The 21,869-nt window shown below is 56.3% G+C and carries 20 protein-coding genes; 11 read left to right on the forward strand and 9 right to left on the reverse strand.

Features of this window, described 5'->3' with window-relative positions:
- Position 1 precedes the first annotated feature (1 nt).
- A complete protein-coding gene (gene hypF, locus CHU32_RS06690) occupies positions 2–2,245 on the forward strand; it encodes a carbamoyltransferase HypF (protein WP_103750812.1) in 2,244 nt (747 codons plus the stop codon).
- Positions 2,246–2,556: 311 nt separating this feature from the next.
- On the opposite strand, the gene norW is transcribed toward hypF, so the two are convergent.
- Together norW and norV are read right to left on the reverse strand one after the other, a co-directional pair.
- Complete coding sequence (norW, locus tag CHU32_RS06695) at positions 2,557–3,690, reverse strand: NADH:flavorubredoxin reductase NorW (RefSeq protein WP_103675299.1); 1,134 nt, start codon at positions 3,688–3,690, stop codon at positions 2,557–2,559.
- On the reverse strand, positions 3,687–5,126 hold the full coding sequence (gene norV / locus CHU32_RS06700) for an anaerobic nitric oxide reductase flavorubredoxin (protein WP_103675300.1): 1,440 nt from the start codon (positions 5,124–5,126) through the stop codon (positions 3,687–3,689). The genes norW and norV overlap by 4 nt, the downstream gene beginning before the upstream one ends.
- A 184-nt stretch (positions 5,127–5,310) precedes the next feature.
- Between norV and norR the strand changes: the two genes are divergently transcribed.
- Positions 5,311–6,822, forward strand: a complete 1,512-nt coding sequence (norR, locus tag CHU32_RS06705) for a nitric oxide reductase transcriptional regulator NorR (RefSeq protein WP_103750813.1) — start codon at positions 5,311–5,313, stop codon at positions 6,820–6,822.
- On the opposite strand, the gene gutQ is transcribed toward norR, so the two are convergent.
- The 7 genes from gutQ to srlA form a co-directional block, all read right to left on the reverse strand.
- Entirely contained in the window at positions 6,819–7,784 is a 966-nt protein-coding gene (gene gutQ, locus CHU32_RS06710) for an arabinose-5-phosphate isomerase GutQ (RefSeq protein ID WP_103675302.1), read from the reverse strand. The genes norR and gutQ overlap by 4 nt on opposite strands.
- The gene (gene srlR, locus CHU32_RS06715; RefSeq protein ID WP_103675303.1) at positions 7,777–8,550 is read right to left on the reverse strand and encodes a glucitol operon DNA-binding transcriptional repressor SrlR; all 774 of its coding nucleotides are present in this window, start codon (positions 8,548–8,550) and stop codon (positions 7,777–7,779) included. Before srlR ends, gutQ begins: the two co-directional genes overlap by 8 nt.
- Before the next feature lie 66 nt (positions 8,551–8,616).
- Complete coding sequence (gene gutM, locus CHU32_RS06720) at positions 8,617–8,976, reverse strand: transcriptional regulator GutM (RefSeq protein ID WP_103675304.1); 360 nt, start codon at positions 8,974–8,976, stop codon at positions 8,617–8,619.
- A 331-nt stretch (positions 8,977–9,307) separates the two neighbouring features.
- A complete protein-coding gene (gene srlD, locus CHU32_RS06725; RefSeq protein ID WP_103675306.1) occupies positions 9,308–10,087 on the reverse strand; it encodes a sorbitol-6-phosphate dehydrogenase in 780 nt (259 codons plus the stop codon).
- 17 nt (positions 10,088–10,104) lie between these two features.
- Entirely contained in the window at positions 10,105–10,467 is a 363-nt protein-coding gene (srlB, locus tag CHU32_RS06730) for a PTS glucitol/sorbitol transporter subunit IIA (protein WP_103675307.1), read from the reverse strand.
- Between the two features lie 11 nt (positions 10,468–10,478).
- Positions 10,479–11,429, reverse strand: coding sequence for a PTS glucitol/sorbitol transporter subunit IIB (gene srlE / locus CHU32_RS06735; RefSeq protein ID WP_103675308.1), 951 nt, complete (start codon positions 11,427–11,429; stop codon positions 10,479–10,481).
- The gene (srlA, locus tag CHU32_RS06740) at positions 11,426–11,989 is read right to left on the reverse strand and encodes a PTS glucitol/sorbitol transporter subunit IIC (RefSeq protein WP_103675309.1); all 564 of its coding nucleotides are present in this window, start codon (positions 11,987–11,989) and stop codon (positions 11,426–11,428) included. The genes srlE and srlA overlap by 4 nt, the downstream gene beginning before the upstream one ends.
- Positions 11,990–12,236: 247 nt before the next feature.
- On the opposite strand from srlA, the gene mltB reads away from it, so the two are divergent.
- From mltB to csrA, 9 genes are all read left to right on the forward strand, one after another.
- Positions 12,237–13,316: a lytic murein transglycosylase B gene (gene mltB / locus CHU32_RS06745; RefSeq protein WP_176691636.1), complete on the forward strand. Its 1,080-nt coding sequence runs from the start codon at positions 12,237–12,239 to the stop codon at positions 13,314–13,316.
- 271 nt (positions 13,317–13,587) lie between these two features.
- Complete coding sequence (locus CHU32_RS06750; protein WP_103675311.1) at positions 13,588–14,244, forward strand: metal ABC transporter ATP-binding protein; 657 nt, start codon at positions 13,588–13,590, stop codon at positions 14,242–14,244.
- On the forward strand, positions 14,241–15,101 hold the full coding sequence (locus CHU32_RS06755; RefSeq protein ID WP_103675312.1) for a metal ABC transporter permease: 861 nt from the start codon (positions 14,241–14,243) through the stop codon (positions 15,099–15,101). The genes CHU32_RS06750 and CHU32_RS06755 overlap by 4 nt, the downstream gene beginning before the upstream one ends.
- Before the next feature lie 15 nt (positions 15,102–15,116).
- Positions 15,117–15,995, forward strand: a complete 879-nt coding sequence (locus CHU32_RS06760) for a metal ABC transporter substrate-binding protein (RefSeq protein WP_103675313.1) — start codon at positions 15,117–15,119, stop codon at positions 15,993–15,995.
- 144 nt (positions 15,996–16,139) lie between these two features.
- Positions 16,140–16,637 (forward strand): nicotinamide-nucleotide amidase, encoded by a 498-nt coding sequence (pncC, locus tag CHU32_RS06765; RefSeq protein ID WP_103675314.1) that lies wholly within the window; start codon positions 16,140–16,142, stop codon positions 16,635–16,637.
- A 91-nt stretch (positions 16,638–16,728) separates the two neighbouring features.
- A complete protein-coding gene (recA, locus tag CHU32_RS06770) occupies positions 16,729–17,793 on the forward strand; it encodes a recombinase RecA (protein WP_103675315.1) in 1,065 nt (354 codons plus the stop codon).
- Between the two features lie 131 nt (positions 17,794–17,924).
- On the forward strand, positions 17,925–18,425 hold the full coding sequence (gene recX, locus CHU32_RS06775) for a recombination regulator RecX (RefSeq protein ID WP_103675316.1): 501 nt from the start codon (positions 17,925–17,927) through the stop codon (positions 18,423–18,425).
- 128 nt (positions 18,426–18,553) lie between these two features.
- A complete protein-coding gene (gene alaS, locus CHU32_RS06780; protein ID WP_103675317.1) occupies positions 18,554–21,181 on the forward strand; it encodes an alanine--tRNA ligase in 2,628 nt (875 codons plus the stop codon).
- Between the two features lie 358 nt (positions 21,182–21,539).
- On the forward strand, positions 21,540–21,725 hold the full coding sequence (gene csrA, locus CHU32_RS06785; protein WP_000906486.1) for a carbon storage regulator CsrA: 186 nt from the start codon (positions 21,540–21,542) through the stop codon (positions 21,723–21,725).
- Positions 21,726–21,869 lie beyond the last annotated feature (144 nt).

Below are 21,869 nucleotides of genomic sequence, written 5' to 3' on the forward strand. Positions count from 1 at the left end.
AATGAGTAACAGCGGCGTACAAATTCGGGTGCGCGGTAAAGTGCAGGGGGTGGGATTCCGCCCCTTTGTCTGGCAGGTGGCGCAGCGGCTGAATCTGAAAGGCGACGTCTGTAATGATGGCGCTGGCGTGGTGGTGCGGCTGCTGGGTGAAAGCGCGGCGTTTATGGCGCTGCTCAGCCAGGATTGCCCGCCGCTGGCGCGTATTGATGACACTGACATTCAGCCGATGCGCTGGGACGTCGTACCGGTGGACTTCACCATTCGTCACAGCGCGGCGGGTAGCATGAGCACGCAGATTGTGCCCGATGCCGCCACCTGTCCGGCCTGTCTGGCGGAAATGAACGATCCTGCGCAACGGCGCTACCGTTATCCGTTTATCAACTGCACCCACTGTGGGCCACGTTTTACCATTATTCATGCCATGCCTTACGACAGGCCATTCACGGTGATGGCTGGTTTTCCGCTGTGTCCACGCTGCGAAGCGGAATACCGTGACCCTTACGATCGTCGCTTTCATGCTCAGCCGGTGGCCTGCGCGGAATGCGGGCCATCCATGACGTGGCGTTGTGGCAACGATACTCAAACGCATGAATCAGCCTTACAGGCGGCGGTGGCGCTACTGGCCGCGGGGGGGATCGTTGCGATTAAAGGTCTTGGCGGTTTTCATCTCGCCTGCGATGCCCGTCATGAGCGCGCGGTAATACGGCTGCGCGAGCGAAAACGGCGTCCGGCTAAACCGCTGGCGGTGATGATCCCGTCAACAGCAGGATTGCCGTTGCAGGCGCGCACGCTGCTTTCAACGCCTGCCGCGCCGGTGGTACTGGTGGATAAATCCTGCGTTGCCGATCTGTGCGACGCCATAGCGCCGGGGCTGAGTGAAGCAGGCGTGATGCTGCCTGCGACCCCGCTGCATCATTTGCTCATGCAGGCGCTCGATCGCCCGCTGGTGATGACTTCGGGCAACCTCAGCGGTAAACCGCCAGCTATTACTAATGAACAGGCACAGGACGATCTGAAGGATATCGCCGACGGTTTTTTGCTGCATAACCGGGATATCGTGCAGCGAATGGACGACTCTGTCGTACGCGAGAACGGCGAGATGCTGCGCCGTTCTCGCGGCTACGTTCCGGATGCGCTGACCCTGCCGTCGGGCTTTGAGCATATCCCACCCATGCTTTGTTTAGGGGCGGATCTTAAAAATACGTTCTGCCTGGTGCGCGGTAATCAGGCGGTGCTGAGCCAGCATTTTGGCGATCTGAGTGACGATGGTATCCAGGCGCAGTGGCAGGCGTCTTTACAACTGATGCAGGCGATTTATGACTTTACGCCGCAGCAGGTAGTGGTCGATGCGCATCCAGGCTATTGCAGCGCACAATGGGCTTCTTCTCTTGACCTGCCTGTGCAGAGCGTACTGCATCATCATGCCCATGCGGCAGCCTGTCTGGCAGAACACGGCTGGCCGCTGGAAGGCGGTGATGTGATCGCCCTGACGCTGGATGGCATCGGCATGGGTGAAAACGGCGCGCTGTGGGGCGGCGAGTGTTTGCGGGTGAACTACCGTGACGTTGAGCACCTCGGCGGATTGCCTGCCGTCGCGCTGCCCGGTGGCGATCTGGCGGCACGCCAGCCGTGGCGGAATTTGCTGGCGCAGTGTCTGGCATTTGTACCGCAGTGGGAATGTTATCCGGAAACGGCCGGGGTGAGAGTACAGAACTGGCCGCTGCTGGCCAAAGCCATTGCGCGCGGGCTGAACGCGCCGCTGGCTTCCTCGTGTGGACGGCTGTTTGACGCGGTGGCAGCGGCGCTGGGCGACGTGGCGACGACCTTAAGCTATGAAGGCGAGGCGGCCTGCATGCTGGAGGCGCTGGCGTTGACATGTGATGAGGTTAACCATCCGGTGTCGATGCCCGTGGTGCATAACCAGCTCGATCTGGCGACCTTCTGGCATCAGTGGCTACGCTGGCAGGCCGCGCCTGCCGAGCGCGCCTGGGCATTTCACGATGCGCTGGCGGCGGGTTTTGCTACGCTTTTGCGCGAGCAGGCGAGACGGCGGGGGATCACCACGCTGGTCTTCAGCGGCGGCGTGCTGCACAACCGCCTGCTGCGTGCGCGGCTGCGCCATTATCTCGCTGACTTTACGCTGCTTTTTCCGCAGCAGTTTCCGGCGGGAGATGGTGGCCTTGCGTTAGGTCAGGCGGCAGTCGCCGCAGCGCGGGCGCTCAGGCCGACGTCCCCCTCATCCTAACCCTCTCCCGCAGGGAGAGGGGACAGTCCGTGGCAGGGATTAACGACTATCCCCGAAGCCGACCTTCCCCCTCACCCTACCCCTCTCCCGCAGGGAGAGGGGACAGTCCGTGGCAGGGGTTAACGACTATCCCCGAAGCCGACGTTCCCCTTCACCCTAACCCTCTCCGGCAGGGAGAGGGGACAGTCCGTGGCAGGGATTAACGACTATCCCCGGAGCCGCCTTTCCCCCTCTCCCTGAGGGAGAGGGTCGGGGTGCGGGGGAGCGCCATGGCACAGGCCCGCTTATATTTCCCCCTTCCTCCCGCGTATTTACACCGCCAGCGCCTTCAGCAGGGCAAACGCCTCTTTCATCCGATCCTCGCTGACCACAAACGCGCACAATCGATCGTCGGCATCCGTGCCTTTTGCCAGCATCCCCTGTGCATCGACGACCATTTGCCAGCGCAGATCCGCCCGGCGCGTATCTCCCGCCAGATGCAGCGGCAGATCCGGTGTCTTAACCTTCACCAGCATCGCCGGAAGTTTCAGCTCGCCAGCCGTGTTAAGCAGGGTTTTCGCCAGACACATGGCACTGAGCATAATGGGCTGTAGAAAGGGCAGCACCAGACCATTGATTTCTGCACAGTCTCCCAGCGCGAAGATATGTGCATCGCTGGTTTGCAGCGAGCCGTTAACAACGATACCCCGGTTAATCGCCACGCCCGCACGCTGCGCCAGCGTGGTTTCCGGACGCAAACCGGTGGCGGCGATCACTGCATCCACCTCAATCACCCGCTGGCGGTCAAGGGTCGCCCGAATGCCGCTGGTGGTCTGCTCCAGCGAGACTAACTGCGACTTTAAGAGCAGATGCACATTACTTTCCGTCAGACAATGTTGCAGGCGGCTGCTGACTTCCGCTGGCATCAGCGAGGCCAGAATACTGGCGGCGTTATCCATCAGTGTGACAGCCTTACCGGCCCGGCAAAAATCCATTGCCAGTTCAGTGCCTATGAGTCCGCTACCGACAATCAGCACCCGTTGCGCATCGCGCAGGGTGGACTGCGCCGCACGGTACTCCTGCTGGCTGTTGAGCGTTACCATCAACTCATGGCCGGGCACCGGCGGGACAAAGGCGCTGGCCCCGGTCGCCAGCACCAGTTTGTCGTACTGCCACTGACGATCCTGACTCAACACAGTGCGACTGGCGGCATCGATATCCGTGATCCGGGTATGAGGAAACAGGCGCAGGTGATATTGCTCGGCAAATTCGCCTGCCGTTTGCAGGGTCAGTTCGTCGGCGTGCTGGCCCCGGCTAATAACATGGCTAAGGTCCGGTTTGTTGTACTCGTCCATACTGTCGGCCGCAATCAGGGTTAACGGCACGCTGGCATCCTGCTTGCGGATATTTTTCACCAGCTGACGGGCCGCGAAGCCCGAGCCAATGATGACGATGCCGTGGTTCATGCTGCCTCCGTCGCCAGTGCGTCAAACACCTCTTTGCCCAGCGAACATTCCGGGCACAGGAAGTCATCCGGCACCTCGCTCCACGGCGTACCGGGGGCAACATTTTGCATCGGTTCGCCGGTTTGCGGATCGTAAACCCACTGGCACACGCTGCACTGCATGCAGGGACCCAGGTCGGCAGTGATGGTGGCGCAGGCTTCCTGCGTCGGAGTGATAACCGCCGGGGATTCCGGCAGCGGAGCCAGCGCCCACTGACGGGCGATCTCACGACCATGCTGACGGCAGACTTCCAGCGCGTCGAAGTCCGGACGCCATTTGGCTTTCAGGCTGAGGGACATCTCCAGACCGGCATCCTGCAATCGGGTGGAGAGACGATCCACCGCGCCGCCGCTCCAGCCGTGGGAGCCGAAGGCGCTGGCGCGTTTGTTGCGAAAACGCAGGCCGGTGATCTCTTCAACCAGTCCGGCTATTTTCGGCATCATCACGTTATTCATGGTTGAGGTGCCGACCAGCACGCCTTTAGAGCGGAAGACGTTGGTCAGGATCTCGTTTTTGTCGCTGCGGGCGACGTTAAAGATTTTCACCGCCACATGAGGGTCGACTTCGTTGATGCCCTGAGCGATGGCGTCTGCCATCATGCGGGTATTATTCGACATGGTGTCGTAGAAAATCGTGATGCGGTCTTCCTGATAATCCGCTGCCCATTTCAGATACAGTTCGACAATTTGCGTCGGGTTGTCGCGCCATACCACGCCGTGTGAGGTGGCAATCATATCGACCGGCAGATTGAAGCCTAAAATCTCGGTGATTTTTGGCGTCACCAGACGGCTGAATGGCGTCAGAATGTTGGCATAGTAGCGCTGGCACTGCTCAAATAACTCGGTCTGATCGACTTCATCGTTAAACAGGCGTTCGTCGCAGTAGTGCTGACCAAAGGCGTCATTGCTGAACAGTACCGCGTCGCCAGTCATATAGGTCATCATGCTATCCGGCCAGTGCAGCATCGGGGTTTCAACGAAAATAAGCTGTTTGCCGTTGCCGATGTCCAGCGCGTCACCGGTTTTCACTACATTAAAATTCCACTCCGGGTGATGGTGGTGGCCATTAATGGAGTCAATGGCGTTGGCGGTGCAGTAAATTGGGGTATGCGGAATATAAGACATCAGTTCGGTCAGCGCGCCGGCGTGGTCTTCTTCGGCATGGTTAATGACGATGTAATCGATCTTCGTCAGGTCGATCTCCGCGCGCAGGTTTTGCACGAACTCGCGGCTGAATTTGTGATCGACGGTATCAATGAGAACGTTTTTCCCTTCCTGGATCAGGTAGCTGTTGTAGCTGCTGCCGCGCAAGGTTTTGTATTCGGTGCCGTGAAAATCACGCACTTCCCAGTCACGTTGTCCAACCCACTGAATATTGTTTTTTACACGAATAGCCATAACAACCTCTGGTTTAAATCAATTTATAAGAAAGATATATTGCTATAATCAATAAGCGTGCCAGTTTTCATTGTGTTGATTTTATTGCTTATTTTATTACAAGTTTGCGTTGTGTATGTCATAATGAATATTATCTGGATAGTCAAAATGACAGTAGAGATAGTCAAAAAGACAATGAGGTTAAATGGGTTTTTCCGTTGAGGTACTGGCGAAAATCGCCATCGAATTACAGCGTGACATCGGTCATCAGGATCGTTTTGCGCGGCTGATCGCCACACTCCGTCAGGCGCTGGGCTGTGACGCGTCGGCGCTGCTGCGCTACGAGGCGCATCAGTTTATTCCGCTGGCCATCGACGGGCTGGCGCAGGACGTGCTGGGGCGGCGGTTCGCGCTGGCCGGGCATCCGCGCCTGGAAGCGATTGCCCGTGCGGGCGACGTGGTACGTTTCCCGGCGGACAGCGATTTGCCCGATCCTTACGACGGTCTGATCCCTGGTCAGGAGAGCCTGAAGGTCCACGCCTGCGTCGGACTGCCGCTGTTTGCCGGGCAAAACCTGATTGGCGCGCTGACCCTCGACGGTATGTCTGCCGACCGCTTCGATAACTTCAGCGATGAAGAGCTACGGTTAATCGCCGCGCTGGTGGCGGGCGCGCTGAATAATGCACTGCTGATTGCCCAGCTTGAGAGCCAGAACGTCTTGCCAGGGGAAAATAATGGCTACGGGCAGGCCCCGGGGCAGGAGATGATCGGCCTGTCAGAGAGCATGGTGCAACTGAAAAAAGAGATTGCCATCGTTGCGGCCTCCGATCTAAACGTGCTGATTGGTGGCGAAACCGGCACCGGTAAAGAGCTGGTGGCGAAAGCGATTCACGAAGGCTCGGCGCGTGCGGCCAGTCCGCTGGGTTATCTTAACTGCGCGGCGCTGCCGGAGAGCGTGGCGGAAAGCGAGCTGTTCGGCCATGTGAAAGGCGCGTTTACTGGCGCTATCAGCCATCGCAGCGGAAAGTTTGAGATGGCGGATAACGGCACGTTATTTCTGGATGAAATCGGCGAGCTGTCGCTGGCGCTTCAGGCCAAGCTGCTGCGCGTTTTGCAGTACGGCGATATTCAGCGGGTGGGCGACGATCGCAGTTTGCGGGTGAACGTGCGCGTGCTGGCGGCCACCAACCGCGACCTGCGCGAAGAGGTGCTGGCCGGACGTTTTCGTGCCGACCTTTTCCATCGGCTGAGCGTTTTCCCGCTCTCAGTGCCGCCGCTGCGCGAGCGGGGAGATGATGTGGTGCTGCTGGCGGGCTATTTTTGCGAGCAGTGCCGGGTGCGGTTCGGGCTGGCACAGGTGGTGTTAAGTCCTGGCGCACGGGCGCATCTGGCGGGTTACGGCTGGCCGGGTAATGTGCGCGAACTGGAACACGCTATTCACCGGGCGGTGGTGCTGGCGCGGGCCACGACAACAGGTGATGACGTCGTGCTGGAGGCAAAGCATTTCACCCTGCACGATCAACCGGCCCCGGTTACCAGCGTAGCGCTGCCGCCTGATAACACCAACCTGCGCGAGGCGACCGGGCGTTTTCAGCGGGAAATGATCACCCGCGCGCTGGCGCAAAGCGAAGGAAACTGGGCGGCCAGCGCGAGGCGGCTGGAAACCGACGTCGCCAACCTGCACCGGCTGGCGAAGCGTCTCGGGCTGAAAGCCTAGAGGATGCCTGCCTGGTAGAAATCCTGAAGGTTAATCGCGCCGGTGAGCTTGCCCTGATCGTCCACCACCGGTGCGGCGGTGATTTTGCGCTTCATCAGGATATCTTTGGCATCAATCGCGCGGCTGTTGGCCTGAAGGGTGATCCCGCCGCGCGTCATCGCGCCGCCCACCTCGGCGGTTAATGCGCCGCCGCCCACCAGCCAGCGTCGCAGGTCGCCGTCGGTAAACACGCCCTTAACCTGCGCGTCGTTATCGCAGACCGCAACCAGCCCCAGCCCGGTGCGGCTGAGTTCCATCATGGCATCCATTATGCTGGTGGTCAGTTTCACCTGCGGGATGGCCGCATCGCGGCGCATCAGATGATGCACTTTGTTCAGCAGCCGCGCCCCCAGCGCCCCTGCCGGATGCGAACGGGCAAAGTCTTCCTCATTAAAACCGCGCGTCTGCATCACCGCCATCGCCAGCGCGTCGCCCATCATCAGCGTATTTACCGTGCTGGAGGTTGGTGCCAGATGCATCGGGCAGGCTTCACGCTCGACGGAAATATCCAGCACTGCCGAGGCGGCCAGCGCCAGCGGGGAGCGGGATTTGCCGGTCATCGCCAGCAGCGTCACCGCTTTTTCCTGTAAGCGCGGGATAATCAGATCCAGCTCTTTGGCGCTACCGGAATAGGAGATAAACAGCAGCACGTCACGGCTTTCGATCATCCCGAGATCGCCGTGCAATGCTTCGGCCGGATGGACAAAAAATGCCGGGGTACCGGTGCTGGCGAGCGTGGCGGCGATCTTTTTACCGATATGCCCGGACTTGCCCATCCCCGAGACGATAACCTTGCCCGTACACTGGATAATGGTATTGGCGGCACGAATAAAATCGTCGCCCAGCCGGTCTGGCAGGCGGCTGGCTTCCTGTAATTCCAGTTGCAACGTCTGGCGGCCTGCCTCTAACAGAAACTCACTCATGCTTTTCTCCGGTAATAATCACTTCAACGCCTTTTTCCTCCAGCGCCTGACGAAACGCCGGGGTGATGCCCGCATCGGTGATCAGCTTATTGACGCGCTCCAGGCCACAAACGATGTTAGGGCTTTTGCGGCCAAATTTTGATGAATCCGCCATCAGGATGATTTCGCGTGCGGCGGCGCACATTGCGTTACTGACGCTGAAGACTTCGTTAAAGGTGGTGACGCCCGCATTCAAATCAATACCGTCGGTGCCCATAAACAGCTTATCGAAGCTGAAATGCTGGAATGCGTTTTCGGCGAGCTGGCCATGAAAAGAGGCCGATTTTTTACGAAAGGTGCCGCCGGGCATCAGGATGGTCTGTTCGTTGTCCAGTTCAGACAGCGCATTGACGATATGCAGGCTGTTGGTCATCACCGTAATGTTATTAAAACGGCTGAGCAGGGGCACCATCTGTAATACGGTACTGCCTGCATCCAGAATAATGGAGTCACCGTCATGAATAAACGTTACCGCGCTTTCGGCGATCAGCGCTTTTTTATCGGTGTTGATTAGCGTCTTGTGGTCGATAGGCGGATCGGCCTCATCTTTATTCAACACGACGCCGCCATAGGTGCGGATAACAGTTCCCGTATTTTCCAGTATCACCAGGTCTTTGCGGATGGTGGTGCCGGTGGTGTCAAAGTGCTGTGCCAGTTCCTCAACAGAGCATTTCCCCTGTTTTTGCAGATGCTCAAGAATGGCCGCCTGGCGCTGACGTGGTTTCATAGGCGTGGATACCCAAATTAAATTGCGAAGTGATAATTTCGCAAGCTATTAGCATTCACAACGAAATTACCCATGTTTCAGTTTAAGCGCCAATGATAGTGCATTCTGACAGAGTGGATCTTGTGGAAAGATCACATCAGGCTTTAATTCTTCAAGATAGTTTCCGTTAATGTTCCTGATTTTGCCGGGACGCGCGAAAACGGTGAGGCCGCGCATGATGAGCGAATCGCAGACTTTGTCATCCTTGTCGAGCGCGACGGCGATAACGACTCTGGGTTTAAAGCGACCGCCGGAGCGGCCAACGCCGACGCGCCCCTGCTGGCAGAGTTGGTCGAAAGCGCGATTAAATCGCCAGATTTGCCAGCCGCCGAGGGCAAGCTGGCTGAGCCAGGCGATAATGGCAACGGTAATCAGGGTAGTAACCATGGTTAATGCCTCTTTTTGGGGAAAACGTAATGTCTCCGGCCCCGGTGATAGTAATGCCGGGCGGCGCTGCGCTTGCCCGGCCTACAGCGGAGGTTGAAATGTCTTCGGCTCCGCGGGTTTAATGCCGGGCGGCGCTGCGCTTGCCCGGCCTACAGCGGAGATTGAAATGTCTTCGGCTCCGCGGGTTTAATGCCGGGCGGCGCTGCGCTTGCCCGGCCTACGGCGGAGGTTGGAATGTCTTAGGCTCCGCGGGTTTAATGCCGGGCGGCTATTTACGGCTGGCATTTGTAGGCCCGGTAAGCGCAGCGCCACCGGGCAGAGTGGCACAGGCTTAAAACATCACCTGCCCGCCGGTCACGTTAATCGACTGCCCGGTACAATAAGATGCCTTCGGACTGGCGTAAAAGAGCAGCATATTCAGCACGTCCTGATAATCACAGCCGCGTTTAAGCGGCACTTTGTCGATGTAATACTGTTCGACTTCCTGCGCTTTAATACCCAGCTTGGCCGCGTACTGCGGCAGCAAGGACTGGAACATCGGTGATTTGAGCAGGTTGCCAAGCATCAGCGCGTGAACGGTAATACCATACTCCGCGAGATCCAGGGCCAGCGACTGTGTCAACCCGACGCCGCCGAATTTCGCCGCGCTATACCCGGCGTTATGCTTGCTGCCAACCTTGCCTGATTTAGAGTTAATTTGAATAATTCGTCCCTGAATACCGTCACGGATCATCAGACGAGAAAATTCACGGGCGCAAAGGAAATAGCCCACCAAATTCACCTGCAAAGAGCGGTCGAAATCACCCAGCGCAAAATCGCTGATAAACGCGGCTTTGGCGATCCCGGCGCTGTAAACCAGCAAATCGACGCGGCCAAAGATTTCATCCACGCCGCGCGCCAGCGCCAGTACGCTGTGCTCGCAGGTGGCATCGGCCCCGAAGCCATACGCCATCCCTTCACCAAATTCAGCGTTAATTTCTTTCGCGACCGTAGCCGCTTTATCACTCTGAATATCCACAACCGCCACGCGGTAGCCTTCTGCGGCAAGCCCACGGCTCAGGAACGCCCCCAGGGTCTGTCCTGCGCCAATGACAACGGCAACCTGACTCATACTTTTCTCCTTACTACTTAAGCGACAAATTTCAACATACAGCCGGGGGCGATGCCCTCCGGCACAGGACCTGCAACGTGAACGGTACCGGGATATTCCGCCTCATGTTGCCCATCAAAGCGCAGGGTGATATGCCCAAGCTCACGCAAATTTTGTTCCGCGACATCCCCCACCGCCGTGACGTCATAGCACCGATCGCCCAGCTCAAAGTGCGTACCTGGTCTGAGCGTGCCGGTCAGTTCGCCGTGGCAGTGGATAAAACAAAACTCCACAATGTCCGCCGGCGCGCCCTCGCGAAACGTGATCAGCATCCGATCGTTCAGCGCATCAGCCGCGCACTGGCCGATGTGGGTAATGGTGGTCTGGTAAATAACCGTCATCTTCAGACTCCTTATTGGTAAATAAAGCCGGAAACAAACCAGGCGATGAGCACCGTCGGCGCTCCGGTCAGAAAGCGGCTGACCAGCACCGACGGCACGCCAACACGCACCGTGTCCTGGCGCGCTTCCGCCAGCGATAGCCCCACCGGAATAAAGTCGCAGGCGGCCTGGGCATTAATCGCAAACAGGGCAGGGAGCGCCAGGTACGGCGGAATATGTCCCTGACCAATCTGCACGCCAATCAGCACACCAATCACCTGCGCGATAACCGCGCCCGGCCCGAGGAAAGGAGATAACAGCGGAAAAGAGCAAATCAACGCCAGCGTCACCAGCCCCAGCGGATGACTGGCCAGCGGGGCCAGACCGTGAGCGATCCAGTCGCCCAGCCCGGAGGCTATAATGATGCCGATCAAGGCCGAGACGAAGGCCATAAACGGCAGAATGGTTTTCAGCACCGTATCGATGGTTTCGCGGCCCGCCTGAAATAACACCGCTACGGCTGACCCCATACCCATACCCACTTTCGCCAGCAGGCCGTCGCTCTGCTCGGTAATTTTTTTACTGCTGTCGTAATCCCGGCCTGCACTGGCGCTGTTTTCGCCCGCCCAGGTTATGTTGTCTTCCTTCACACCGGAGACATAGATATCTTCCAGGATGTACTGCGCCATTGGGCCGGATTTACCGGTGGCGTGAATATTGACTGTCGGGATTCGCCGTTTGGGGTACAGTCCGCAGCGCAGCGTGCCGCCGCAATCAATGATGGCCACGCCGATTTCTGCTTCCGGCGGTTCGCCCTCTTTAAATCCGTCTACCGCCTGCCAGCCGGTCATCTGCGCGAGCTTATCGATAATGGCGGGACGCGTTCCGGCAGTGATATAGACGATTTTCTTGCCGGGCGTGGCCTCCAGCTCCAGCGGGCCGCCCCAGCCGCCCGCGCCTTTTTCTATACGAATACGCTTCATGATGTCGCTCCAGACAAACGCACGTGTTGCTCAAGTTGAATGCCCATTTTTTTCTCAAAAATGGCGGTCGTCAGATCGGTTATCCAGCCGCGAAAGAAGTTAGTCACCAGCCCTACCAGCAGATAGCTCACCGCCAGCGGACCGAGCGGCAAGCCGAGGGTGGTCAGACCGTTGGCAATACCGAGATAAACGAACAGTTCACCCGGGTTGATATGCGGAAATAAACCGTTCATGGAGTGACAGCTATATGAGGCGGCAGCGTAATAGCTCGGTTTGTATTTCTCCGGCATAAAACGGCCCAGGCTTAGGGTCATCGGGTTACAAAACACAAAGGTTCCGATGCAGGGCAACAGCAGATAACGGGAGAGTGGGTTTCCGGCGCAGCGCTGGGCGAATTTCTCAATCCGCTGCTGGCCGATGAAATTGATCAGGGCATTCATGATCACCAGCAGGCTGATCAGCAGAGGCAGAATACCTGTCACCATCCCGGTAAACACCTCACCACCTTTCTGAAACAGTCCGATAAACCACTCTGCACCATGCGTAATGGCGTCAATCATTATTCTCTTACTCCTGTAGGGTATGGTCTTGCTAAATGGTGAGTTATTTTAATCAGATCGAAAGATTTAAAAGTGTTAATTCGATCGCAAAATGAAAGATAAATATTTTAGTTTGAAAGTTTTTGGCGGAAGCGGTAAGAAGTGAGCGGCAGAAAAACTTTTTACTGCGGCAGGAAGCCGCTTCCTTGAGAGCGGGCGGATGTTTTACCATACTTGCCTTTGCCCAAATTCGTTGAATGGAACTCCCATGTTTAAGCGTCGTTACCTGACTTTATTTCCGTTAATTACCCTGCTCGCGGCCTGCAGCAGCCAACCGAAAACCTCCGCCTCTCCGGAAACGGTAGCACCTGCTCCCTCTGGCGGTTTCCTGCTGGAGCCGCAGCATAATGTGATGATGCTCAGCGGTGATTTCGCCAATAACCCGGCGGCGGAGCAGTTCATCGACAAGATGGTGAGCAAGCATGGCTTTAATAAGCAGCAGCTTCAGGAGATCCTGTCGCAGGCGAAGCGCAAAGATAACGTGCTGCGTCTGATGGACAGGCAGGCACCGACGACATCGACATTGCCCAGCGGCCCGAATGGCGCGTGGTTACGCTATCGCCAGCAGTTTATTACCCCGGATAACGTGCAAAACGGCGTGGTGTTCTGGAACCAGTATCAGGATGCGCTGAACCGCGCGTGGCAGGTTTATGGCGTACCTCCGGAAATCATCGTCGGTATTATCGGTGTGGAAACGCGCTGGGGCCGGGTAATGGGGAAAACCCGAATTCTTGATGCGCTGGCCACGCTTTCCTTTAATTATCCGCGCCGCGCTGAATATTTCTCCGGCGAACTGGAAACCTTCTTGTTGATGGCGCGTGATGAGCAGGACGACCCGCTGGATTTGCAGGGATCGTTTGCCGGGGCGATGGGCTACGGTCAGTTTATGCCGTCCTCATACAAGCAATATGCCGTTGATTTTAATGGCGATGGCCGTATTAACCTGTGGGACCCGGAAGACGCCATCGGCAGCGTGGCTAATTATTTCAAAGAACATGGCTGGGTGAAGGGAGACCTGGTTGCCGTACAGGCCAGCGGTCAGGCGCAGGGGCTGGAAAGCGGCTTCAATACCAAATACAGCGTATCGCAGCTTGCGGTCGCCGGGCTGACGCCGCTTCAGCCGCTGGGGAACCATCAGCAGGCCAGCCTGCTGCGGCTGGATATCGGTACCAGTTATCAGTACTGGTATGGCCTGCCTAATTTCTACACCATCACGCGTTATAACCACAGCACTAACTATGCGATGGCCGTCTGGCAGCTGGGAGAAGCGGTAGCGCTGGCCCGTTAAGCTAACTGCGCTTTCTGCCTTTCTCGCTCGCCCCTGCGTTAAGCGCCGGGGCGAGCGCATTATTACTTTCGTCTGAAATATTTCGACATAGTCCTGCGGGCAAATCCGGTTTACATTTCTCTACAAACTCAATATTGTTATGTTATAACATATTGAGGTTTTCTATGCTTTCTTCTACGCTTTTTTCCTTCTCCGCCACGACGCGTTTGTTGTTTGCGCTACTGTTGCTGATCGTTCTGGGGCTGGCCATTCACTGGGCGGTCGCATTGCCATGATGGAACTGGATCATCTTGTGGCAGGCTACGACCGCCAGCCCGTGACCCCGTCGCTAAGCGGCACTATTGAAACGGGCAGTATGATCGCGATTACCGGCGTTAACGGCTGCGGTAAATCGACGTTGTTGAAAACACTGGCGGGCTTTATTTCTCCGGTCAGCGGCAGTATTCACTGGTCAGCAGGGCGACCGGTTATTGGCTGGCTGGCGCAGCGTCATGCGCTGGAGTCACAGTTTCCGCTTACCGTCCAGGACGTGGTGAGTATGGGAGCCTGGCCGCGTGTTTCGCTCCTGAAAGCGCTGGATCGGGCCACGCGCGTGCGTATTGCGGCCGTGCTGGAGCGCGTCGGCCTTTCTTCACTGGCGCGAGACACTATTGACCGGCTTTCCGGCGGGCAATTCCAGCGAATGTTATTCGCCCGCGTTCTGCTCCAGCAGGCTCCGCTGGTGATGCTTGATGAACCTTTTACCGGTGTCGATGAAGCGACCCGGCAGGTCCTGATGGCCCTGATGATGGAGATGAACCGTCAGGGACAAACGGTGCTGGCCGTGCTGCACGACAGCCAGTGCGTGGCAGAGTATTTCCCTGAAACCCTCCACCTGGCGGCTGAAAAGGCGTACTGGGGCCGCACGCAGGAGGCGCTCCCGGCATGATTTGGCACCTCTTTTTTCAGCCGTTCATTGAGTACGGTTTTATGCGTCGCGCGCTGGTGGTGTGCCTGGCGCTCTCCATGAGTACTACGGCGCTGGGCGTGTTTTTGCTCTTACGGCGGATGAGCCTGATGGGCGATGCGCTTTCTCATGCCATTTTACCGGGCGTGGCAATCGGCTATCTGCTTAATGGCATGTCGCTGCTGGCGATGAGTATCGGCGGATTTATTGCCGGTATCGCTGTGGCTTTAACTGCGGGATGGGTCAGCCGCCGCACGCTGCTTAAAGAGGACGCCAGTTTCGCCGGGTTTTATCTCGGTTCGCTGGCGCTGGGCGTGACGCTGGTTTCCCTGCGCGGCTCGAGTGTCGATCTCCTGCATTTGCTGTTTGGCTCGATTCTCGCCGTCGACGCCGACGCGGCTTTTTTCGTCGCGGGTGTTTCTGGCGTCACGCTGGTTTGTCTGGCGATGTTCTATCGGGGGCTGGTCAGCGAAGCATTTGACAGCGCCTGGCTTGAAGTCAATGCGCGCTGGCTGCCTTCACTTTTACACGGTCTGTTTCTGGCGCTGTTGGTATTGAATCTGGTCGCCGGCTTTCAGGTGCTGGGCACGCTGATGGCGGTAGGCGTCATGATGCTGCCTGCTGTCGCCGCTCGCTGTTGGGCCAGAACCTTGCCGGGACTGCTTTTGCTGGCCGGGGCAGGGGGCGTCGTCAGTGCCTGGCTGGGATTAAGCCTTTCGTGGGGGGCCAGTCTGCCCGCCGGGCCGTCAATCGTCCTGACCGCCAGCGCACTGTTTTTTATATCCGTTATCTTTGGCAAGCGTAGCGGGCTGGCAAGCAGTCTGCGCGCTTATTTTTGACAGCAAGGGGAAATAATGAAACGTAACGGGGTGATTATCGCACTGGCGCTTAGCGTCATGGCGCAGAACGCAATGGCAAAAACGTTGAATGTGGTGGCCAGTTTTTCAATACTTGGCGACATCGTCGAGCAGGTAGGCGGCGATCATGTCAACGTGAATACGCTGGTGGGGCCGGATGGCGATCCGCATACCTTTGAACCTTCACCGAAAGACAGCGCGATGCTGAGCAAGGCTGATGTAGTGGTGGTTAACGGACTGGGCCTGGAGGGCTGGCTTGACAGGATGGTGAAAGCCTCCGGTTTTCACGGCACGCTGGTTGTCGCCTCGGACGGTATAAAAACGCATACGCTGGAAGAAGACGGCAAAACGGTGACCGATCCGCATGCGTGGAACAACATGGCTAACGGTGCCCGTTACGCGCAAAATATTCAGGCTGCGCTGGAAAAAGCTGACCCGGAAGATGCTGCTGACCTGAAAACATCGGGCAGTCGCTATATCGCGCAGCTTCAACAACTGGATGGCTGGGCAAAAACGCAGTTTAGCGCCATCCCCCAGGCAAAGCGCAAGGTGCTGACCAGCCACGACGCCTTTGGCTATTTTAGCCGGGCATATGGCGTTACCTTTTTGGCACCGCAGGGTCTGTCCTCAGAAAGCGAACCGAGTGCGGCGCAGATCGCCCAGATGATTAAACAGATAAAAGCCGATGGTGTGAAAGTCTGGTTTATGGAAAACCAGCTTGATCCGCGTCTGGTTCGCCAGATTGCCAGCGCTACCGGTGCGCAGCCGGGCGGTGAACTGTATCCGGAAGCCTTGTCCGCTCCCGGCGGCGTGGCGGATACCTATGAGAAAGCGATGCGTCATAATATTGAGACCATCGCTAATAGCATGAAATAACAGCGTCCTACTATCAGGCGTCGTTAAAGGTCAGCATAGCTGGCCTTTTTTCTGAATCTTCCTCGTAAAATCAACTCGTCGCCCCCATCTCGTTGTGGAAAGTGCTATCTTGTTTTCCATCCTTTTCGGCATTATAGGGCGCACATGACCGACAGTGAATTACGGCAGCTAAGTGAGCGGGTAGGGCAGGCCCTTAGCGCGCGAGGCGCGACAATGACCACCGCAGAATCCTGCACTGGCGGTTGGGTGGCGAAAGCCATTACTGATATTGCAGGCAGCTCTGCATGGTTTGAACGCGGGTTTGTCACCTACAGTAATGAGGCGAAAGCACAAATGATCGGCGTACAAACCGCGACGCTTGAGCAGCACGGCGCAGTGAGCGAACCCGTTGTCGTCGAGATGGCGATTGGCGCATTGCGAGCCGCGCGTGCCGATTATGCCGTCTCTATCAGCGGCATTGCCGGGCCAGACGGCGGAAGTGAAACTAAACCCGTTGGCACGGTGTGGTTTGGCTTTGCCAGCGCCCGTGGGGAGGGCATTACCCGCTGTGAATGTTTCTCCGGTGACCGTGACGCCGTACGACGTCAGGCCACGGCTTATGCCCTGCAAACCCTGTGGCAAAATTTTCTACAAAACACTTGATACTGTATAGCTATACAGTATAATTAGCGCAACAGAACAGTAATCCCCGGCGTGGTGTAAACCAGCTTCACCCGGTATGAAAGGAGTAATAATGGCTATCGACGAAAACAAACAGAAAGCGTTGGCGGCAGCACTGGGCCAGATTGAAAAACAATTTGGCAAAGGCTCCATCATGCGTCTGGGTGAAGACCGTTCCATGGACGTGGAAACCATCTCTACCGGCTCGCTTTCACTGGATATTGCGCTGGGCGCAGGCGGTTTGCCAATGGGCCGTATCGTAGAAATCTACGGACCGGAGTCCTCAGGTAAAACCACGCTGACCCTACAGGTTGTGGCCGCTGCACAGCGTGAAGGCAAAACCTGTGCGTTTATCGACGCAGAACACGCCCTTGATCCGGTTTACGCACGTAAACTGGGCGTCGATATCGACAACCTGCTCTGTTCTCAGCCGGACACCGGTGAGCAGGCGCTGGAAATCTGTGACGCGCTGGCACGCTCTGGTGCTGTTGACGTTATCGTCGTCGACTCCGTAGCGGCGCTGACGCCAAAAGCGGAAATTGAAGGCGAAATCGGTGACTCTCACATGGGCCTCGCGGCACGTATGATGAGCCAGGCGATGCGTAAACTGGCCGGTAACCTGAAGCAGTCCAATACGCTGCTGATCTTCATCAACCAGATCCGTATGAAAATCGGTGTGATGTTCGGTAACCCGGAAACCACCACCGGCGGTAACGCGCTGAAATTCTACGCTTCCGTGCGTCTGGATATCCGTCGTATCGGTGCGGTGAAAGAAGGCGAGAACGTTGTCGGTAGCGAAACCCGCGTTAAAGTGGTGAAAAACAAAATCGCTGCGCCGTTTAAACAGGCTGAATTCCAGATCCTTTACGGTGAAGGCATTAACTTCCACGGCGAACTGGTCGATCTTGGCGTGAAAGAAAAGCTGATCGAGAAAGCGGGTGCCTGGTATAGCTATAACGGTGACAAAATTGGTCAGGGTAAAGCGAATGCGATTACCTGGCTGAAAGAGAATCCGGCTGCGGCGAAAGAGATCGAGAAGAAAGTGCGTGAGCTTCTGCTTAGCAACCCGAACGACAAGCCGGACTTCGTGGTTGATCCTGACGACGAAAACGCCGCTGAAGCGAAAGAAGATTTTTAATCTTCGATCGCGCCGGGAGGAAACGCTACAGATAGTATCTTTCGGCAAAACAGGTAACATCAACGGATGTTAGTCAAAAAAGGGCTGCGTAATGCGGCCCTTTTGCTATTTCAACGCTTACAGGTTTTGAGATGACAGAGAATACTTCCCGCCGCTCTGCGTATTCGCGCCTGCTTGACCGCGCGGTGCGCATTCTGGCGATGCGCGATCACAGTGAACAGGAGTTGCGGCGTAAACTGAGCGCGCCCATCGTCACGAAACAAGGGCTGGAAGCATCAGATGCGACGCCGGAGGATGTGGATCGCGTTATCGCATGGTGCATCGAAAACCATTACCTTGATGACAGCCGTTTCGTACAACAGTTTATCGCCAGCCGTAGCCGCAAAGGATACGGGCCGGCGCGTATTCGTCAGGAACTCAATCAAAAAGGCATTCCTCGTGAGGTTGGCGAAAGGGCGATGCGCGAATGCGATATTGAATGGGCGGCACTGGCTAAAGACCAGGCGGTACGAAAATACGGCGAGCCGCTGCCTACCGAGTTTGTGCAAAAGGTGAAAATTCAGCGCTTTTTACTCTATCGCGGCTATCTGATGGAAGATATCCAGGATATCTGGCGAAATTTTTCCGATTGACCGCATCGGGGATTTTACTTCCCCGTCAAGAAAACTTATCTTATTCCCACTTTTTTCAGTCGCTGGCGTGAGTGTGCTTCAGCACATGCGCTGGCTACGATACTCGTTAGCTTGATTTCAGGATAATTATGAGCAAGAGCACCGCTGAGATCCGTCAGGCGTTTCTCGACTTTTTCCATGGTAAGGGACATCAGGTAGTTGCCAGCAGCTCCCTCGTTCCTCATAACGACCCGACGCTGCTATTTACTAACGCCGGGATGAATCAGTTCAAGGATGTTTTCCTTGGGCTGGACAAACGCAACTACTCGCGTGCCACGACGTCTCAGCGTTGCGTGCGTGCGGGCGGTAAGCATAACGACCTGGAAAATGTCGGTTACACTGCGCGCCACCATACTTTCTTTGAAATGCTGGGTAACTTCAGCTTCGGGGATTACTTTAAACACGACGCCATCCAGTACGCGTGGGAACTGCTGACCGGGGAAAACTGGTTCGCCCTGCCAAAAGAGCGTCTGTGGGTGACCGTTTACGAAACTGATGACGAAGCGTACGCCATCTGGGAAAAAGAAGTCGGTATCCCGGCTGAGCGCATTATTCGCATTGGCGACAATAAAGGCGCGCCGTATGCCTCTGATAACTTCTGGCAGATGGGCGATACCGGTCCGTGCGGTCCTTGCACCGAAATTTTCTACGATCATGGCGATCATATCTGGGGCGGTCCTCCGGGAAGCCCGGAAGAAGACGGCGATCGCTATATTGAGATCTGGAACATCGTCTTTATGCAGTTCAACCGCCAGGCTGACGGCACCATGGAGCCGCTACCGAAACCTTCTGTTGATACCGGTATGGGGCTAGAGCGTATTACTGCGGTTCTGCAACACGTTAATTCCAACTATGAAATTGACCTGTTCCGTACCCTGATTGATGCGGTGGCAAAAGTGACGGGTGCCACCGATCTGAGCAATAAATCGCTGCGGGTGATCGCCGATCATATTCGTTCCTGTGCTTTCCTGATTGCTGACGGCGTGATCCCGTCGAATGAAAACCGTGGCTACGTGCTGCGTCGTATCATTCGTCGTGCTATTCGTCATGGCAACATGCTCGGCGCGAAAGATACCTTCTTCTATAAGTTGGTTGGGCCGCTGATTGACGTGATGGGTGCCGCCGGTGACGAACTAAAACGTCAGCAGGCTCAGGTTGAGCAGGTACTGAAAACGGAAGAAGAGCAGTTTGCCCGTACTCTTGAGCGTGGCCTGGCGCTGCTGGACGAAGAGCTGGCAAAACTGACCGGTGATACGCTGGATGGTGAAACCGCTTTCCGTCTGTATGACACTTACGGCTTCCCGGTTGACCTGACTGCAGACGTTTGCCGTGAGCGCAATATCAAAGTAGACGAAGCGGGCTTTGAAGCTGCAATGGAAGCGCAGCGCCGTCGCGCGCGTGAATCCAGCGGCTTCGGCGCGGACTATAACGCCATGATCCGCGTTGACGGTACGTCTGAGTTTAAAGGTTACGATCATCTGGAACTGAACGGCAAAGTGACCGCGCTGTTCGTTGATGGCAAAGCCACTGACGCTATTAGCGCCGGTCAGCAGGCGGTGGTCGTCCTTGACGAAACGCCATTCTACGGTGAGTCGGGCGGTCAGGTGGGCGATAAAGGCGAACTGAAAGGCGCGGGCTTTAGCTTTACGGTAGACGATACCCAGAAGTATGGTCAGGCGATCGGACACCTCGGTAAATTGACTACCGGCTCCCTGAAAGTGGGGGACGCCGTTCACGCGGATGTCGATGAAGAGCGCCGGGCGCGTATTCGTCGTAACCACTCGGCTACCCATCTGATGCACGCGGCATTACGTCAGGTATTAGGTACTCACGTTGCCCAGAAAGGTTCGCTGGTTAACGATAAAGTGCTGCGTTTCGACTTCTCGCATTTCGAAGCGATGAAACCGGCGGAGATCCGCGCGGTGGAAGATCTGGTGAATGCGCAGATCCGTCGTAACCTGCCGGTTGAAACGAACATCATGGATCTGGATGCCGCGCGCGAGAAGGGTGCGATGGCACTGTTCGGTGAGAAATACGACGAGCGGGTACGCGTGTTAAGCATGGGCGACTTCTCAACTGAATTATGTGGTGGTACACATGCCAGCCGTACCGGTGATATTGGCTTGTTCCGCATTATATCTGAATCTGGCACGGCGGCGGGCGTGCGCCGTATTGAAGCCGTCACCGGCGACGGTGCGATTGCTACGCTGCATGCTGAGAGCGACCAGCTAAGTGATATCGCCCAATTACTGAAAGGCGATAGCCATAATCTGGGTGATAAAGTACGTGCCGTTCTGGAGCGTACTCGTCAACTGGAAAAAGAGTTGCAGCAGCTTAAAGCACAGGCTGCTGCTCAGGAAAGCGCAAGTCTTTCCAGTAAAGCGGAAGAGATTAACGGCGTTAAGCTGCTGGTTAGCGAACTGGCCGGCGTTGAGCCGAAGATGCTTCGAACGATGGTTGACGACCTTAAGAACCAACTGGGGTCAACAATTGTGGTTCTGGCAACCGTGGCGGAAGGTAAGGTTTCTCTGATTGCTGGTGTATCAAAAGATGTCACCGATCGCGTAAAAGCAGGGGAACTGGTAGGCATGGTTGCTCAGCAAGTAGGTGGTAAAGGCGGCGGACGTCCTGATATGGCGCAAGCCGGCGGTACCGATGTCGCTGCATTACCTGCTGCATTAGCCAGCGTGAAAAGCTGGGTGAGTACAAAACTGTAATAACTATAAGCAGTTGCAGGTGACGCCCTTAATCAGGATGGCGTTCTGCAACTGCACTATTGCTATCCAGACCGACTGGTTTGCAGTACGATGAGAATACAATGGATTTCAGAGTTCAGGTCTGCCTGGTCTCTGAATCAGGTGCTAACATCATATCTGTTACCTTTATCGGGACGGTTTTATAACGATAAAGTCAGGTTGAAGTTTTGTATATCGGCTAAACTTACGTTTAACAGATTGTGATGCCGTGACTGCTTACACTTTACGTGTTTGTCATCGCTTACTTTTTGGCGTTATATGACGGATAATGCCGGGATACAGAGAGACCCGACTCTTATAATCTTTCAAGGAGCAAAGAATGCTGATTCTGACTCGTCGAGTTGGTGAAACCCTCATGATTGGGGATGAGGTCACCGTGACAGTTTTAGGGGTGAAGGGCAACCAGGTACGCATTGGCGTAAACGCCCCGAAAGAAGTTTCTGTTCACCGTGAAGAGATCTATCAGCGTATCCAGGCTGAAAAATCCCAGCAGTCCAGTTACTAACGTTTTCGCGGCGCGCCCGGTTGGGGGGGGCGGGGCCCCCCCGGGGAGGTTTTTGTGTTTTTTTTTTTTATAAAACCCAAAGGGCCGGGTTTGGCCAGATTAAATTTGTAATATGATAGGGGGGGGCGGGGGGGGGTTTGGGGG

The organism is Superficieibacter electus, assembly GCF_002915575.1.
Lineage (GTDB): Bacteria > Pseudomonadota > Gammaproteobacteria > Enterobacterales > Enterobacteriaceae > Superficieibacter > Superficieibacter electus.

What these genes read in the sequence shown, in the direction of transcription:
- srlA (WP_103675309.1), bottom strand. Translation starts at nt 11,989, where the DNA reads ATGATTGACGCCATTACGCATGGTGCAGAGTGGTTTATCGGACTGTTT.
- srlR (WP_103675303.1), bottom strand. Translation starts at nt 8,550, where the DNA reads ATGAAACCACGTCAGCGCCAGGCGGCCATTCTTGAGCATCTGCAAAAA.
- mltB (WP_176691636.1), top strand. Translation starts at nt 12,237, where the DNA reads ATGTTTAAGCGTCGTTACCTGACTTTATTTCCGTTAATTACCCTGCTC.
- pncC (WP_103675314.1), top strand. Translation starts at nt 16,140, where the DNA reads ATGACCGACAGTGAATTACGGCAGCTAAGTGAGCGGGTAGGGCAGGCC.
- srlB (WP_103675307.1), bottom strand. Translation starts at nt 10,467, where the DNA reads ATGACGGTTATTTACCAGACCACCATTACCCACATCGGCCAGTGCGCG.
- CHU32_RS06750 (WP_103675311.1), top strand. Translation starts at nt 13,588, where the DNA reads ATGATGGAACTGGATCATCTTGTGGCAGGCTACGACCGCCAGCCCGTG.
- norV (WP_103675300.1), bottom strand. Translation starts at nt 5,126, where the DNA reads ATGGCTATTCGTGTAAAAAACAATATTCAGTGGGTTGGACAACGTGAC.
- hypF (WP_103750812.1), top strand. Translation starts at nt 2, where the DNA reads ATGAGTAACAGCGGCGTACAAATTCGGGTGCGCGGTAAAGTGCAGGGG.
- gutQ (WP_103675302.1), bottom strand. Translation starts at nt 7,784, where the DNA reads ATGAGTGAGTTTCTGTTAGAGGCAGGCCGCCAGACGTTGCAACTGGAA.
- gutM (WP_103675304.1), bottom strand. Translation starts at nt 8,976, where the DNA reads ATGGTTACTACCCTGATTACCGTTGCCATTATCGCCTGGCTCAGCCAG.
- recA (WP_103675315.1), top strand. Translation starts at nt 16,729, where the DNA reads ATGGCTATCGACGAAAACAAACAGAAAGCGTTGGCGGCAGCACTGGGC.
- srlE (WP_103675308.1), bottom strand. Translation starts at nt 11,429, where the DNA reads ATGAAGCGTATTCGTATAGAAAAAGGCGCGGGCGGCTGGGGCGGCCCG.
- csrA (WP_000906486.1), top strand. Translation starts at nt 21,540, where the DNA reads ATGCTGATTCTGACTCGTCGAGTTGGTGAAACCCTCATGATTGGGGAT.
- alaS (WP_103675317.1), top strand. Translation starts at nt 18,554, where the DNA reads ATGAGCAAGAGCACCGCTGAGATCCGTCAGGCGTTTCTCGACTTTTTC.
- norW (WP_103675299.1), bottom strand. Translation starts at nt 3,690, where the DNA reads ATGAACCACGGCATCGTCATCATTGGCTCGGGCTTCGCGGCCCGTCAG.
- recX (WP_103675316.1), top strand. Translation starts at nt 17,925, where the DNA reads ATGACAGAGAATACTTCCCGCCGCTCTGCGTATTCGCGCCTGCTTGAC.
- CHU32_RS06755 (WP_103675312.1), top strand. Translation starts at nt 14,241, where the DNA reads ATGATTTGGCACCTCTTTTTTCAGCCGTTCATTGAGTACGGTTTTATG.
- srlD (WP_103675306.1), bottom strand. Translation starts at nt 10,087, where the DNA reads ATGAGTCAGGTTGCCGTTGTCATTGGCGCAGGACAGACCCTGGGGGCG.
- CHU32_RS06760 (WP_103675313.1), top strand. Translation starts at nt 15,117, where the DNA reads ATGAAACGTAACGGGGTGATTATCGCACTGGCGCTTAGCGTCATGGCG.
- norR (WP_103750813.1), top strand. Translation starts at nt 5,311, where the DNA reads ATGGGTTTTTCCGTTGAGGTACTGGCGAAAATCGCCATCGAATTACAG.